Source organism: Candidatus Poribacteria bacterium, from assembly GCA_028820845.1.
GTDB lineage: Bacteria > Poribacteria > WGA-4E > WGA-4E > WGA-3G > WGA-3G.
Window position 1 is genome coordinate 103805 of record JAPPII010000026.1, and the last position, 14631, is coordinate 118435.

Annotated in this window: 15 protein-coding genes and 1 pseudogene; 2 read left to right on the forward strand and 14 right to left on the reverse strand. The window is 47.8% G+C overall.

The genetic code is table 11. The features are described 5' to 3' along the window. Positions 1 to 3 precede the first annotated feature (3 nt). From OXN25_06910 to thiE, 7 genes are all read right to left on the reverse strand, one after another. Entirely contained in the window at positions 4 to 1068 is a 1065-nt protein-coding gene (locus OXN25_06910; protein MDE0424579.1) for a sialidase family protein, read from the reverse strand. Between the two features lie 34 nt (positions 1069 to 1102). Then, positions 1103 to 1825 (reverse strand): hypothetical protein, encoded by a 723-nt coding sequence (locus OXN25_06915; GenBank protein ID MDE0424580.1) that lies wholly within the window; start codon positions 1823 to 1825, stop codon positions 1103 to 1105. Positions 1826 to 1991: 166 nt separating this feature from the next. After that, positions 1992 to 2813 carry a glycerophosphodiester phosphodiesterase family protein gene (locus OXN25_06920; GenBank protein ID MDE0424581.1) on the reverse strand — a complete coding sequence of 274 codons (822 nt, stop codon included), beginning with the start codon at positions 2811 to 2813 and terminating at the stop codon, positions 1992 to 1994. A 13-nt stretch (positions 2814 to 2826) separates the two neighbouring features. Further along, positions 2827 to 3600 (reverse strand): hypothetical protein, encoded by a 774-nt coding sequence (locus OXN25_06925; protein ID MDE0424582.1) that lies wholly within the window; start codon positions 3598 to 3600, stop codon positions 2827 to 2829. Positions 3601 to 4061: 461 nt separating this feature from the next. Next, the gene (locus OXN25_06930) at positions 4062 to 4865 is read right to left on the reverse strand and encodes a methyltransferase domain-containing protein (GenBank protein ID MDE0424583.1); all 804 of its coding nucleotides are present in this window, start codon (positions 4863 to 4865) and stop codon (positions 4062 to 4064) included. 1 nt (position 4866) lies between these two features. After that, positions 4867 to 6327 carry a DUF2851 family protein gene (locus tag OXN25_06935; GenBank protein ID MDE0424584.1) on the reverse strand — a complete coding sequence of 487 codons (1461 nt, stop codon included), beginning with the start codon at positions 6325 to 6327 and terminating at the stop codon, positions 4867 to 4869. A gap of 22 nt (positions 6328 to 6349) precedes the next feature. Next, positions 6350 to 6979 carry a thiamine phosphate synthase gene (thiE, locus tag OXN25_06940; GenBank protein ID MDE0424585.1) on the reverse strand — a complete coding sequence of 210 codons (630 nt, stop codon included), beginning with the start codon at positions 6977 to 6979 and terminating at the stop codon, positions 6350 to 6352. Between the two features lie 163 nt (positions 6980 to 7142). Between thiE and OXN25_06945 the strand changes: the two genes are divergently transcribed. Further along, complete coding sequence (locus tag OXN25_06945) at positions 7143 to 7778, forward strand: SGNH/GDSL hydrolase family protein (GenBank protein ID MDE0424586.1); 636 nt, start codon at positions 7143 to 7145, stop codon at positions 7776 to 7778. Positions 7779 to 7807: 29 nt separating this feature from the next. On the opposite strand, the gene OXN25_06950 is transcribed toward OXN25_06945, so the two are convergent. The 7 genes from OXN25_06950 to truD all read right to left on the reverse strand — a co-directional run bounded on the left by OXN25_06950 (position 7808) and on the right by truD (position 13923). After that, positions 7808 to 8668 carry a tetratricopeptide repeat protein gene (locus OXN25_06950; protein ID MDE0424587.1) on the reverse strand — a complete coding sequence of 287 codons (861 nt, stop codon included), beginning with the start codon at positions 8666 to 8668 and terminating at the stop codon, positions 7808 to 7810. Position 8669: 1 nt separating this feature from the next. Beyond that, entirely contained in the window at positions 8670 to 9587 is a 918-nt protein-coding gene (locus OXN25_06955; protein MDE0424588.1) for a tetratricopeptide repeat protein, read from the reverse strand. Further along, the gene (locus tag OXN25_06960; GenBank protein MDE0424589.1) at positions 9584 to 10078 is read right to left on the reverse strand and encodes a CvpA family protein; all 495 of its coding nucleotides are present in this window, start codon (positions 10076 to 10078) and stop codon (positions 9584 to 9586) included. The genes OXN25_06955 and OXN25_06960 overlap by 4 nt, the downstream gene beginning before the upstream one ends. Positions 10079 to 10118: 40 nt before the next feature. After that, positions 10119 to 11210, reverse strand: coding sequence for a tetratricopeptide repeat protein (locus OXN25_06965; GenBank protein ID MDE0424590.1), 1092 nt, complete (start codon positions 11208 to 11210; stop codon positions 10119 to 10121). A gap of 36 nt (positions 11211 to 11246) precedes the next feature. Next, positions 11247 to 11894: an FHA domain-containing protein gene (locus OXN25_06970; protein ID MDE0424591.1), complete on the reverse strand. Its 648-nt coding sequence runs from the start codon at positions 11892 to 11894 to the stop codon at positions 11247 to 11249. An 18-nt stretch (positions 11895 to 11912) separates the two neighbouring features. Continuing rightward, on the reverse strand, positions 11913 to 12527 hold the full coding sequence (locus OXN25_06975) for an RNA polymerase sigma factor (protein ID MDE0424592.1): 615 nt from the start codon (positions 12525 to 12527) through the stop codon (positions 11913 to 11915). A 265-nt stretch (positions 12528 to 12792) separates the two neighbouring features. After that, a complete protein-coding gene (gene truD, locus OXN25_06980) occupies positions 12793 to 13923 on the reverse strand; it encodes a tRNA pseudouridine(13) synthase TruD (GenBank protein ID MDE0424593.1) in 1131 nt (376 codons plus the stop codon). A 168-nt stretch (positions 13924 to 14091) separates the two neighbouring features. Here truD and OXN25_06985 point away from each other — a divergent pair. Beyond that, positions 14092 to 14328 (forward strand): annotated as a pseudogene (locus OXN25_06985) (ferredoxin family protein). Positions 14329 to 14631 lie beyond the last annotated feature (303 nt).

Here is a 14631-nt window from a genome sequence, read left to right on the forward strand (position 1 = left end):
CTTTCAAATTGAATCTTCCCTATTTGTCAGCCATGCCAAATCAAACTTCGCAAACGATAGTGTCTCGTAGGCACTGCTCTCACCACGTTCATAGAAACAACAGATCTCCATATCTGAGGCGATACAGAGGTCGGAATACGCTGCAGGACCGGCGTGCAAGACCTTGCCGCTGCTCCAACTTTGACACTCATTATAACTAATGCGAATCGTCATCCGCTCACGATTTGTGCTAGCAGGATTAGAGAACAAGACGCGGTTTTTGTCGTGTTTATTTTTGTCTGTATACCGCACCATGCTTGCCTGACAAATCGGTTCAACCAGATCCTCCTCGTAACCGAATGCCGTGAATGTATCGCCGCCGTCGCTGCTTCGCGCATAGGCACGCCGTTTCGGTGCGACATAGTTCCGACAATTGAAATAGAGTCCACCATCCACCGTTTCAACGACAACAGATTCATTCGTCCCGGGTTGTGCCTTACCACCGATCTTCCACGTTTCACCGCCATCATCGCTGACAATCAGGTGTGAGTAGCCGTATTGCGAGTAGTCTCGGTTGTTTCCAAGCACATGATCACACGGAATCACCAATCTGCCGTTTGCGAGTTGAATCCCGTGACAGGGACCCGTCGCGTACCACGTCCAATCTTCGTCTTTCGTTGTCGCAGTGATTTCCCTCGGTTCTGCCCACGTTTCGCCGTCGTCATTGCTGGCGGTTACCCAAACAGTTCGCGGTGCTTCTCCTGCGACAATCTTCCCTTCCGCACCTTCAGCGAGATTCTTACAGAAAAGGAGCCAGATTGTACCCGAATCGCGATCAACGACCGGTGCAGGGTTACCATCCGTGTCACTTCCCGTGGAGACAGCGATTTGCATCGGCTGCCAATTCTCGCCGTTGTCAAAACTCCGTTTCAGAACAATATCAATATCTCCTGAATCCCCACCGCCTGTGCGTCTGCCCTCACAGAACGCCAACAGCGTTCCTTCGTTGGATCGGACGAGCGCGGGGATACGGAAGGTATGGTATCCTTCCGTTCCCGCTGTGAAAAGTGGACGCTCCGTTTTGTGCATGCTTTATAGTCTCCATTGTTATGAACGGTAATTATCACTTGGCTCGCTTAATCCGTGCCCACGTTGTTGCGAGTTTTCCGATCGGTTGGACATCTGCCGGATCGTCCATTACAAACTCATCAGGTTCCTTCTGGTGATCGGAGAGTCGCAGTCCATCAACGACACAATTCGTTGGGAATCTTGGGTCGGGCGGCGAGGCGTTATTAATCTCAAAGGTTTCCGCGAACACTGTAGGTCCCTTTTTGAAATCGGCTTCGCCTTCAAGTTTGCCATCTAAATAGAGTTTCAAGCCGTCGGGTCCCCATGTTCCCGCCATGTGATGATGCTCTCCCGTTTTCCAGTCGAGTGCGGCACTGTTGGCGTTATGCCACGACCCCGCGCTTTTAATCCGCATCTGTGCGATCCCGCCTGTGTTAAACTGCAGAAATACAGCATCCGTTCCACGTTTATAGGTCATGAACATAAAGAGTTCACCTGCAACGTCGCCGGTATCTAATCCCATCGTTATCCACAACTCGACTGTCCCTTCGTCAAGGTTGACGAAGCGGTCGTCTACGGGGAAATGAATAACATCCCCAACTTCCTTGCTAACAAAACCGTTGCCGTATTTACCGGGTTCAAAACTCCCGCCATCCACAGTGGCTCCCTCTTTTTCGACTTCCGCTTGGCTCTCTAACGCAGAAAAGAAGGTCTCCTCTGCCCTAGCCATGGAGACATAAAGCAGCGTGATCGTCAAAAGACACAATATAATTTTCATGAGACTTCCTCCTATTTAGGTTAAGGATTTTGACAAATAATGGCACAGGAATTCTAATTCCCAGTCCAACAATTAAAACAGTGGCTAAGCTCAGCACGACTTTTTTCGTGCGTTTATAACGAATAGAGACATTTCTGCCTCCTTTGGTTGGCATCCTACTGCCCTTTTACTTCTTACTGTTCGGTTTCTCAGCGAAACGCCAATGTAGACAGCACTCCAGCGGCCAATCAGTGCAAATGCCGTCCACTTTGCTTGCACGGGCTTTGTCCCAGGTGTCGGGTCGATTCTCGGCGATGTGCAAGCTGATCCAGACGCGCTTACCGAGCTGGTGAGCCTGTTCAACCGCTTTCGCATCCGGAACGAATACTACCCATAGGTCATTAGCGAGTGGATCTCGTAGGTCTGCGTCGAACTGCTCGATATCGCGAATGTGTTGCGTCGTAGTCCGCAGCTTTGGGTTGGCTTCTTTGAAGCGACGGGTCGAATCGATGGGCTGACCGAAGGCGAAGAGCTGATCGAACAGGTCATATTTTTCGACGAGCTGCACGATGTTCTGTTCAATACCCGGCGAGATGACTTTCATATTCAGTCCGATGCTCACCGGCGTTCGCTGACGCTCGCGGATAAGTTGAAACACTTCTTCCAATGTCGGTATCTTCTCGCCAGCGAAACGTGGATCGAACCAACTTCCGGCATCCAGCTTGCGGATTTCTGCCAATGTCATATTAATCACTCTACCGGTGCCATTGGTCGTGCGGTCCACAGCTTCGTCGTGGATGACCACCAAGTGTTTGTCGCTTGTTTGGTAGACATCCAACTCAAGCGACAGACCCAACTCGATGGCTGCCGCAAAGCCGGGCAAGGTGTTTTCAGGCGCGTGCCGGACCAAACCACGGTGAGCGAGCAAGATTGGATCCGCGTTCGACTCGTTCGCCGCTGGCTCCGAGGCACCGACCACGCCCGAAAGCCTCCGCATGTTGAACGACATAATTTATCTCCTATCACATTTTTAGTTTCGCCCATGTCGTTGTTACCTTACCACCTGCTTCAACAGCGGCAAATTCTTCAACATGGAACAGCAAATTCTCCATGAAAAGCTTTGCCATGTCTTTCGTGTTGGCATCGTTGCCTGCGATATGGTATTTATCAGGCGCAATTGCCATCATTAAGAATTTACCTTGTCCGAATTCTGCTTCCATAATGGCAGGTCGTCCCCCACTTTCCATCAACACGTCAAATCCCTTTTGAGAACCGATGACTTCCCAAACAGTAGGCCAGCCTTGATGTCCCCAGCCTTCAAATGTTTTCTCAGTTATACGATTTGGTGCGTTAAACAGCGGATGGTCCGCTGCCAGTATTTTAACGTCTGGAAGGTCCGCGTCAGTCCGAACACAACTCAGTCCAGGCGGCAGCCAATCCACATTTGCTTCGTTCTGATCAGCTTGGGTCGGTTCCCAGACGACACCCCCATTTTCGACGAAATCCTGAATCGTTTTTGCATTCTTGTCGAGGCTTTGGTGAAGTTCAGCATTGTTGGTCACCATACTACCGATTAAGAAAGTTCTATTTTCCGCTTTGAAAGGTAAATTCCCACCTTCGATCGACTTTGTCAAATCATCGTACTCAACTTTGAATTCATCCAGTGTCTGACGCAACGCGTCAACCTGTGTCCATTGGTCAGCAAAATCAACAAGGGCAATTTGAGCGGCTTTTACAGCCGTTACGCTCAAAACGAGATTCAAAATACAGAGCCATGCAAACAAACGGAGGAACATAAGTTAATCTCCTTTAGCATATTCCCGTTAAACCCCCTGCCTTTAGGTAGGGGATGTAGACGGCGAAAAACCTGACAGAAAAATAAACCTTATTCACAGTAATACGTCTCACTTCATAGTGTTCGGCATAGGTTGTGATTGATGTGTCGTCGGAACGCTCGTCAATGAGTCCAATCACGTAAAAGCCTCACACGCCTCTATATTGACAAAGCCTTTCACGGTATCCGTTGCATGTATAGGGTCGCAGGGGTAAAATCCGCACCCGTTGAAAATCACATGTCAAAGTCAAATAGGTTGACCCTTCGGGGTCACATAGCAGGCTCGGCTGCTATTGTGGAGACGGAATAAGACGGTAGACCTTCGGGAACACCGCACTGTCTACGAAGCACAAGCCCCAACCTTCAGGTTGTGGGTACCGTTGACTTAGGCAACACCCTCAAAAAACAAAACGTGTTCTTGAATCACGTACTATTTGGTTTTGTACAGAGGGCATACACATAAGGTGATGTCAACTGCTGATTCGGCACGCGAATCACCGCCAATAGATTTCCAATAACAATATCTGTTAAGTTAACACATTTACAAAGCACTTCGTGACCCCATTTACCAATAACTGCTCGCCAGGGTGAATAATCGACAACACTCAACTTCAAAGGACCACCCGTATATCCATACTCAGTGACGTGAAATCCAGTGTCTTGTAATACCGCAGCAAGACCCACCGGTGGAATTACTTTGTGGGTTGCAAGGAGTTTCGGACTCGCAACGCGGGCTATGGGTGTATACATGCCACGCAAATTCGGCGTTATTGTAAGCATTGTGCCACCCGGTTTCAGAAGATTGTACATCTCTTCCAAAATTGCTTTCGGTGTGCTGAAATGTTCTATTAACCCCATTGAGTAAACAAAATCAAATACTGTCTGCTGCTCTTTGGCAAAATCAAACAGATCTTCGCAGATGATTGTGCCTTTCGCTCCTGCAAGCGCAAGGTTGCGTTCGGCGAGTTGACACCCCAATTCTGAAAAGTCAACCCCATAGCAAGTGCTTTCATAGTTGCGGGCAAGATACGGAAGCCACAATGAATCGGCGCAGCCCAACTCAATCAGGGTCGGTTCTTTAAAACCCGCAAGCGCACGGTGAAACAATTCAGCGAGTTGTCGATTCGCCACATAAGCCCAGCGCAGGTGCCGTACTTTATGCTGTTGCCCATCCCAGAGCGTTGTCCAATAGGATTCATCTGTCAAGGGTGTAACGTGTGAATCCATACTAACTGTCCTCCGATAGAACCGCACCGTGTTCCAAAATAGGGCAGAGGTCGCAGAGCCAATCAGCACAGTAGTTCTTGTAAAGACGAATAACCCCTTGCTCAATTTTTGCTGTCGGTTTTAAGTGACGCAGCTGCTGCGTTTCCGTGAAAATCTGTTCATTAATTTGACTGATAATCTTATTTCCGGTTGACTTCGGAGAGGCACTATAGAGTCTTAATATTGCGTCTTGGAGTTTCTGACTTTCTGCTTCAACTGCCCAAATATAAATAACCGGTAGTATCTTGTTGACAATAATATCTACCGCTCTCGCATTTCCAATCAAGGCTTCTTTCCGAGGGTTGTTTATTCCGAAACTAAAATGTGTTTCCCAGTAGCCCGTCGGTTCAAGTGTTAACAGCGTACGGAGTTCTTTTCCGATCTTTTGCAGGGACCGCGGGCCTTCCAGATGGATGGTTTTTTCACACGTGGGTAGAAAATACATCATGAGGCTACCTTGGCAGCGGTGAATTAACTGACCCACCGCGGCGATACGCCGGACAGGGTGATTAACAGGTCTACTTGTGAAACTCCAACGTGCATCCGTCATGCGTTGCGGAAGTTCAGCATATTCTGAAGCATACCACGATTTTTCTAATGCCACAATGCTTGGGTCACTTGTTACCTCAATTGGTAACGGTTTCTCCCGTTGTGATGGCAAAAGTCCAGCGACTCCGAAGAGAGTAGCCTGAATCTCTAACTCGGATTTCTCATCGAGATCTGTGAAAGGAACGTGCTGCGCTAACTCACGCATCGCCTTGTTATTGCGGGCATACCCCAGTGCTTCCATAATACCTTCGTAGAGGAGTTGTTCAAATTCAAGCCGCGTTCTTAGCAGACGCATTGATTCTACTTTTTCTAAGAAGCGTTCACGTCCTAACGATTCAAAAACGCCTTTCAGCACCTCCATGTTCAGCGGTTTCCCCGTAACTCGGCAGATGCCATCTTCTGAAGCCGCCTCTTGAGCATTGTTATATAGGTCACCGATGTCCGCATTAACCCATTTCAGGAATTCTAAGGTTGGGATGCGTTTGCCATTCTGAAGCCGCGTCCGCAGGTTGATGTCATCGTCAAAATACACAGCATGGAGGATAACGCGATTGTATCTGGAATTAAGGTGATGCTTATGGTCATACCACTCCGAAGATTGGACATGGATTTCAACATCGCCGATTTGGAGTTTGCCGTCAATTTCAATCTCGGCGTGCATAAAATCAGGTCCTTCGTTATGGTTCCAGATGCCCGGTTTTAGCACACGGATCGTACGTCTATCAATCGCCTGCATGTTGGTGTCAAAGAAACGCTGCTCATTCCACAGTTTCTGAACAAACGCCTCGTCTATTTTATCCAGATCTGGCTTGTAAGTCTCATCGAGTTCCCTGAACTGTTTAAAGGTGTGTTCAACTTTTTCTGCATCATTCATGGATATTTCCGTGTGTTTCGACTTATTTTGCTCCCTGAATTTCGTTCAGTAGTGCCTGTGTTGCGACATCGGGTTCAGGATGCGCGCAAACAGCGGAGATCACAGCAATACCGTGTGCCCCCGTCCGAATGACATCACCGGCGGTTTCGACCCCGATGCCACCAATGGCGATAACTGGACATGCCGCGATGTCGCACATCCGACGGAGGCGTTCTAATCCCTTAGCCGTCTCCGCGTCCGGTTTTGAAGTCGTGCCGTAGATAGGACCGAACCCGATGTAATCAGCACCTTCCGTAATCGCTTCGAGAATCTTCTCTTCGGTTCGGGCAGATGCCCCGATGATGGCTTTCGTGGGTAAAATCCGTCTCCCGATAGAGACATGCATATCGTCTTGTCCAAAATGTGCACCTGCTGCACCGATAGCCAGCGCGATATCTGCTCTATCATTGACAATCAACGGGACTTTGTGCGTCTCGCATACCTTCTGCATCGCTTGTGCTGTTGCTACCAATTCACGGGTCGTTCCCTGTTTTTGCCGAAATTGTACTGTATCGGCACCGCCTTGAATTGCTAATTCCGCTAGTTCAACGTGTGTGAACCGCGATTGCAGCGTCGTATCTGTGATAACGTGAAGAACACCGATATTTTTCATTTGGCATACTACCCAAGATGTGATAGATTATAGATAGCGGTCAGCAGTCAGGTCACTTCGCTTTCGGCTTTCAGTAAAGAGGTTTTCGTTATAACAGCAGCCTCTTGTTACTGATTGCTGATTGCTGATTGCTAATTTAGTATAGCACATAAGGAGACACTTTGTGAATAATTTGTTATTCCAATCTGGAGATAAAGTACTTTTTATTGGGGATAGTATTACAGATTGTGGTCGACGAGACGCACACGCACCGCTGGGACACGGCTATGTCCGCAAAGTAACGGAACTCATCACCGCGAAATACCCGGAACGTCTCATCACTTATGTCAATAAAGGCATTGGTGGTGATATTGTTGAAGGTTTAGAGCGTCGATGGGATGCTGATGTGATTGCGGAGGAACCTGATTGGCTTTCGGTGAAAATCGGTATCAACAACGCCAGTCGGCAGCATGGAGAGGGTATTTCTACGGAAGACTATCTGCCTATTTGGGAGGCTTGCTACCGTCGGATTCTCACACGCGCAAAAAACGAATTAAATGCCTCGCTCTTTCTATTTGAAATTTTCTATATTGAAGAAGATGTTGACATGCCACGTCCGTTGGCTGTAGATGCTTACAACGAGAGCATTCACAGGCTTGCTGAGGAATTTGGGGCGCGGTTGATCCCCACGAATGCTGCTTTTGATCTTGCTGTTGCTGCCCGTCCCGGCGCGCTCTGGACAACCCAAGACGGCGTTCATCCGAATGCCGAGGGACATACCTTGATGGCACTGGAATTCCTCAAACAAGCGGTGTGGTAAACGGTCTGAGCAGATGCTGTTTGATGAGGTTACGGCAAAACTCCGTCAGCCTGACGTTTTAAGATTTCAATGAATTCCTGTTCGCGTTGTTCGTTATATTCGGAGGCAAGTCGCCGAGCGTCGGTTCGGTTGCCCCAGTAGAAGTGCCATCCAACCAAAGAGATACCTGCACAATCGACATATCGCCGTTCACGAACGGCATCTGCCGCGAGATAGATGAATGTGCCTGTCACTGCCGCTGCGAAGATTCCCTCTTTGACGCTCCCTACATACAACTGACCACTTCCGGGAATAATTGTAGAGAGCCATCCTGCCATTTCGGGTGATTTCAGGGATAGTGGTGTTTCATTGAGAACGGTGTCTGCTAATTGACGCGCTTTTTTTCTTTCAGGGCGATTGTTCTCAGACGCGTCCGCGCGGCGAAATTCCGTGATTGCCTTGTTCCAATCGGACGTGTGAACGTAGCACCACCCCCGCAAATAGTGTGCTGCTGCTATGACTTCTACATCTTTACTTCTGTTCAGGAGTTCAAAGAGCATTGTTCGTGCGAGTGCGTATTTCTCTGCATCGAAATGGAGCTGCCCAAGCATCAACTGACTCCGAAACCGCAGCGGCGAATTCGGGTGAGTGGCTGAAAATTCTCGAAAGCGGCGTTCAGCGAGTTCAGGAAGGTTTTGATGGTAATAACTCTCGGCAATCCGATAGTCCGCTACGTCTCTGAGTTGAGTGTCTGGCTGATCAAACAGGAACCGTTTATACGCACGTCTTGCCGCTTGATAATCGCCTGATTCAAAAAGCTGCTCTGCATAACGATACTGCTGACTTTCCGCGTAAGAGGCTCCACTAATTGTGAAGACTATGAGTGAGAGTAAACAAGACGCTGTTGACATGTCAGAACCTGGCGTGCCACACTGTGAGTTTAACGTTGTCTTTTGGCATTGATATTGCCCCAAATAATCCCGAGTCTCTGATTTCCTGTTGGATTTGATTCCGAAAACGTTCTTCGTGCTGCAGATTGAATGTCTCTGCTGCTTGGATACCCTGATAGATGTTATTTCCGTAAAGGAGTAAACCGAGGGCTGCTACGGGGATAGCGACTTCATAGCGTTCTTTTCTGGCATAATAGACGCTCGCGCTGCCTAACACTGCCACACTCATAAAGGTATAGAACCCATCTACACGCCTCCCACTGTAAACCTGTCCACTTCCCGGCACCAACGCTGAGAGTACACCCGCAACTGTCGGAGAACGACGGGGCAGAACATCAACGTTTTCTACGATACCTGCTAACTTTGCACTTACTTCAGCAAAACGACTTTCTGGATAGGTTAAAAAGACATCGTTCCATATCCCACTTGCCGCTGCCCATTCTTTTCTATCTATATGGAGCATTCCGATTGTAAAGTGCGCGAGCGGTGCTAAATCGCTGCTCTTGTGTTTGGCAAGAAAATTTTCGAGTGAAGCAATCCCACGTTCTTTATCACCTAAGAGGATATGGCATTGAGCAATGTTGTTTGTGGAACGTTCAACAAGTGGACTGTCCGGGTAGGTGTCAATCAGAAACTGATAGGCGCGAATTGCCTTCTCCAATTGTCCAGCATTCTGATATGATGCGGCAACACGGAAGGCTATAAAGTCGATATGTGTGGTATCGGGGTGTAGAAAGAGGATCCGTTTATACTCATGTGCGGCGTTTAGGTAGTCGCCTTCTTGGAAAAGCGAATCTGCAAAGTCGAACGCCGATGCTGAGGCACGCATTGGCAGGACGCATAGGAAAATTAAAGCGGAAACGGAAAGGAAAATTTTCATTTGGAATCGAGCTGTTTTTGTACATGCTGTTTACTAACTGCCCAAACGCGATTACCAACATCAAGGAGTTGTGGAGCAAAACGAGAGTTCGCAATTTCCTTTTTGAAACCGTCACCCGCATAGGTATTGAGAAGAATGAGCGCGAAGGCGATTAAAAGTCCGCCTGAAGCAATACCGAAGCAGAGACCGAGCAGACGGTTTAACCAACCCAAAACTCCCTTCTCAATAATTCGCTGGATGCGTTCAAAGAGCGTGTCAACTATAATAGAGGTAATGATAATCAGAGCAACAATGCTCCCCCATTTCGCGAAGGTCGGATTTTCTATGAATTTTTGAATGAATCTTGCGAGGGAGGGCCAAAATTGACAGGCAGTCGCGAAACCTGTCCCGAGGGCGAATATCCCCCAAACACTTCGAGTAAAACCTGCACGGTAACAACTCAATCCGGCTAATGCGACAAGAATAAGGATACCTATATCTAATTTCGTCATCGTTTGTATGTTGTGGTATGGGAAGTTTGGAAGTTATTCCTCAGCACGCACCTGCTAACGGTATTTCTGCCAGAGTTCGCTCAAACACCTTTTCGACTGCGTCTTTTGTCTGAATGCCGTTCCTGAGTTCATAGAGGAGTTCGCGAATTTTTGGGAAACCGAATTGCTGAATGAGAAAATCAGCTATCGCTGCGGATTGGATATAGGCTAATTTCCGGGATTTCGTAGGCAGTTCGCTAAACGATTCGCTTAAGGTAGAGAAAGAGAGAAGCCCCTTTTTCTCGGTCGCGTGTTCTAATGCAAATCGTTCAGATTGGAACATTGGACGTGCGAGGTTTTGTGCAAGTCCTTCGTTAAGCCACATCGGGCAGTGTCCTTGCGTCAAGTGATGCACTAACAGATGGACCCACTCGTGTCGGAGGAGCGCATATAGGATACTCAGTACAGGTTCACCAGCCGCACAGTATGCCAAGTGAATGCCGCCGTCATAATACCCGCTCGCCCATTTCGGGAGAGAACGTTCTGACACTGTCATACCGTTTGTGTTTGTAATTGAGATGGGGACTTGGGCGATGGGGTAGCCCCCCAACATCTCGCCGATTTCTGCCCGGGTTTGATGGATGAGACGGTAGATATTCCACACCGTCTGGGGTTTCATTGGTGAATGACAGGTGAGATCGAAAAATTCAGAATTTACGACCCATTGAGGGGATGTTGTAGGGTCCTCTTGCAAGCGTTCGAGAAATTCTTGGGGCGGTGGTTCCCGAAAGTCATCCGCACAAATCAGTGTGTCATAACACGCTTTCTCATCAAGGATACGTGCTTTCCGGCGAAGAGTTGTCGGTGAATCCGGGCATAATCGCAGCGCGATGTCAAGGCATGCCAACGCCTTATCCCACTGACCGACCATCTCGTATGCTTTCGCAAGGTCTGCATAGATGTAGTGGTGCTGTGCTGCTCCTAATTTCAAGCCAGCGAGGTAGTGTTGGATGGCTTCAACGTAGCACGCTTGTCCGTAGCTGAGCGTAGCTTGCTGAAAATGCAATAATGCCAGCGAACTGGTCTGATTTAAGTACACTGCCTCTATAAGGAATGGAAGTGCATTGAAGTGTGCGTCCCCAATGCACAGCACAATCCTTCTCCTACGCGACTCTGAATATTAATTTGTTTATTTGATGTTGACGACTTTAAAACTGACTTTTCCACATTTTAGCGTAGCCCCAGGTTGAACACGCGTCTGTGTCTCAACGCGTTCATCGTCAACATAAGTTGTCTCGGAACTTCCTAAATCTGTGACGTACACATCTTCATCTTTCTGTTCAAATCGGATGTGTAAACGGGAAAGCGTTTGGATTGTGTCGTAACGTTTCAATTCCTCTGAAGGTGCGGTCGGCTGCTCAGTGTCCCATTGCTCTATTGTGTCGGTGTTCGGTAGAGACGCGTGAATCTGCATAATTTCAGTGGTCTCACTACCCATACCGTGCGGACTATAGCCGAGTTGCGGCTCCAGTCCGTCAGCAGAAACGGTTTCTGGTGCGTCCCCTCGAATTTCCGCCATCACGCGGGCTCTCACCCGTTCTTCTGATCCAGGTCGCGGCATAATATTTTCTCGCTCTTCAAAGCGATAGTGTGCAAAGTCGACCAACTGTTTCAATGGTCGGAACGCCGGTGAACTGTTGAATTCCTTCAGAAGCCGTTTCTGTTTACGTGATAGCCTTTCGTTTTTTAGCCAACGCGTGTAGGCTTCCAACATCTCTGCTTTTTTTAATTCATCTGCTGAGATATCAAACCTCCGCGATTTCCTCCAAAAGCGCATAACAGTTAATCCTCCAATTTAATATATCCATTGGATACCTTTAGCAATCAAAATTTTCCGCAATTCTTCTGTACACCGAAAAATCCAGATTTTCACAGTGCCGTCTTTCCGGTTCAGAATGCGGGCGATTTCTGCAATACTATAACCTTCCAAGTGTCGCAGCATCCATGCAATACGATGGTTGGGTTTCGTTACCTGTTCAAGGGCACCCTCCAAGATTCTTTGTGCTTCCGCGGCTTCAAATTCTTGGTCGGGTCCCGGACGCGGGTCCTCGTATTGACTCAGGGGCTGTTCATCCTCATCGGGTAAACCGCTGAGCGGACGTTCTCGGATCCGATCTCGTTTCCGTATCGCATCAATAATCGTATTTCGGGCCACCGTATTTAGCCATGCTTGAAAACTGCCCTGCTCTGTGTTCCATTTGCCCAGTTTTTGCCAGACCTTGATAAACACATCTGAGGCTACCTCTTCCGCATCTTGGTAGTTCCCAAGCATCCGGTGGGCTTTATTATACACCCACTTATAGTGCTTGTCGAACAATTGCCTAAACGCAGCATCATTACCCGCTTTCGCTTGCGTCGCGAGATAGGTATCTTCGACAGCAGATAAGTCGTTAGTTGTTTGGCGCGCCATTATTATCTGCTCCTTTACCTATTAAAGACCTTATAGCAGGCTAAATGATATAACGTAGATGTACCCAATTGCGTTTCAAAATATCGAAAAAAAATTAAGGAAAATGGCACGCTGTGGAGAATTAACGCGCAATAAACATCTGAAAAAAAATAAACATCACAAGAAAAAAGTTATTCTAATTTTACTCTATTTTGGCACGATATGTCAAGAAAAAAACAAGTTTTGTCTGATTCTCGCTATTTTTGGTGTCTTTAAGGCGGAATTGCTATGCGGAGTGGGCTTGAAACCCTGAAGATTTTAAGTCAGAGAGTATTTCATCCAATACCACTGTGGCATAACCACCTGCGGGGAGTGTAAAGTTAAGACGGATGTCAGTATTGTCAACGCTTGAAACTTCATGGCAGTGCATCTGCATCCGCAGTGGTCGGCGTGTACCCGGTAACCGGATACCCATGACCTTGCGAAATGCTTCAAAACGGATTCCTTCATCGACAAGAATTGAGGTCTCCAGTGCTAACACATCGTCAGCTGGTAGGCGCATCTTATATCCGAAGATCGGTCCTGACGGACTGATTTCAAGGGCGTCCGCACGCCGCTGTTCAGTGTTTGCGTCTGTAACGAGAAAGAACGCGCCATTGTCGTGTTTTACCGCAAGATCGCCATCAAGGAGTTTCCCTAAATGCGGTGAGCGTTTCTCCAGTAGGCGGTTGAACAGATACGCCTGATACGCCGACATAAATAGTTTCCGAAGTCGATGCGGAATGCATATTACTGCTTTCTCGGCAGATTTCCTCGCTAATTCCCGTCGCATGCGTCGGGCGACACCGTTAACCTGTGGTGTATCATCTGTGAGCATGTAACGAACAACCGTTTCCCATTCCGATTTTATGAGTGCTTTGCCAATCAGATGTGAATCGTTTTTGTTTCCAAATCTCTGCGCGCCGAACCGATTTGGCGCACCCCCAGTCGCGAGTCGTTCCATGACCGTTTTAATTGCTGAGAGATGGTCTTGTGCTAAATCGCGGACTGTAATCTGAAAACGATTGCCACGCAGGTGTCCGACTCTCAATTTATGTCTGTGCCGTTCTGCCCATAAAACTTCAATAGCAGGCTGCTCAATCTTCAAAACCCGTTCTGGTGGGACTCCTTCCACAGATAATGTCTGGGTCGTGACCGCATTCTTATCTTTCAATCCAGCGTAACCGAAATCTCGCGAAGGTACGTGTAGCTCTCGCGCGATGCGGTTGATTGCCTCTAATGTACTCATGTTCCGTTTTTGAATGGCGAAGAGGGTGTGTGTCCCTTCACGCGAGGGGTCATAAAGCGGAAGTTCTTCAACAATGAAATCTTCTGGTGCTATTTTGAACATTTTGTTTGCTTTCCGTAGGGTTGTTATTAAATTTTTATCTTTCTATACAAGATTATTGCGTTTGTGGAATATGTTCTTTTTTTATTTTAGGGACGATCACCTTGTTTGTCAACTCGTGAAGATAGCAAATTGTTTGCCATCTACAATGAATTGTGATATACTTAATACCGACATATCTACAAAAAGGAGGGAAGAATGGCTTACGTAATTTGTGAACCGTGCGTTGACGTGATGGATACTGCATGTGTTGACGTATGCCCGGTTGATTGTATACATACCACAGATGGCGAAACGCAGCTTTATATCAATCCGGATGAATGTATTGACTGCGCTGCGTGTGAACCTGCATGTCCTGTTGATGCCATCTTCATGGAAAGTGATGTGCCAGCCGAGTGGCAACCGTATACTGAGATAAACAGTAAATTTTTCGAGACATTTGTTAAACCCGAAACTGCGGACACCGCAGACGGTGAAGCAGGAGCGACTGGGAGAGGAAAGGAACAGGGCATCCCCGAAGAATTCGCACAAGTGCCGGAGGTTCCGGAGTCAAGGCTTCGTGCCCCTTTTAATCTCTTGGTAATGCTTTTACAGCCACTGCTCGGTGCCTTTTCAGCGGGTTTTAAAACACGGCTTGAAGAGATGGCAGGGAACGCGATCGTCTTTAGTTCAGCGGTATCAACCGGTATCAATGCGCTCATCAATATAACGCTCTATCCGCTTGTCCTTTTCTTAATC

Coding starts and splice junctions, on each gene's coding strand:
- OXN25_06910 (MDE0424579.1), bottom strand. CDS start 1,068: ATGCACAAAACGGAGCGTCCACTTTTCACAGCGGGAACGGAAGGATAC.
- OXN25_06915 (MDE0424580.1), bottom strand. CDS start 1,825: ATGAAAATTATATTGTGTCTTTTGACGATCACGCTGCTTTATGTCTCC.
- OXN25_06920 (MDE0424581.1), bottom strand. CDS start 2,813: ATGTCGTTCAACATGCGGAGGCTTTCGGGCGTGGTCGGTGCCTCGGAG.
- OXN25_06925 (MDE0424582.1), bottom strand. CDS start 3,600: ATGTTCCTCCGTTTGTTTGCATGGCTCTGTATTTTGAATCTCGTTTTG.
- OXN25_06930 (MDE0424583.1), bottom strand. CDS start 4,865: ATGGATTCACACGTTACACCCTTGACAGATGAATCCTATTGGACAACG.
- OXN25_06935 (MDE0424584.1), bottom strand. CDS start 6,327: ATGAATGATGCAGAAAAAGTTGAACACACCTTTAAACAGTTCAGGGAA.
- thiE (MDE0424585.1), bottom strand. CDS start 6,979: ATGAAAAATATCGGTGTTCTTCACGTTATCACAGATACGACGCTGCAA.
- OXN25_06950 (MDE0424587.1), bottom strand. CDS start 8,668: ATGTCAACAGCGTCTTGTTTACTCTCACTCATAGTCTTCACAATTAGT.
- OXN25_06955 (MDE0424588.1), bottom strand. CDS start 9,587: ATGAAAATTTTCCTTTCCGTTTCCGCTTTAATTTTCCTATGCGTCCTG.
- OXN25_06960 (MDE0424589.1), bottom strand. CDS start 10,078: ATGACGAAATTAGATATAGGTATCCTTATTCTTGTCGCATTAGCCGGA.
- OXN25_06970 (MDE0424591.1), bottom strand. CDS start 11,894: ATGCGCTTTTGGAGGAAATCGCGGAGGTTTGATATCTCAGCAGATGAA.
- OXN25_06975 (MDE0424592.1), bottom strand. CDS start 12,527: ATGGCGCGCCAAACAACTAACGACTTATCTGCTGTCGAAGATACCTAT.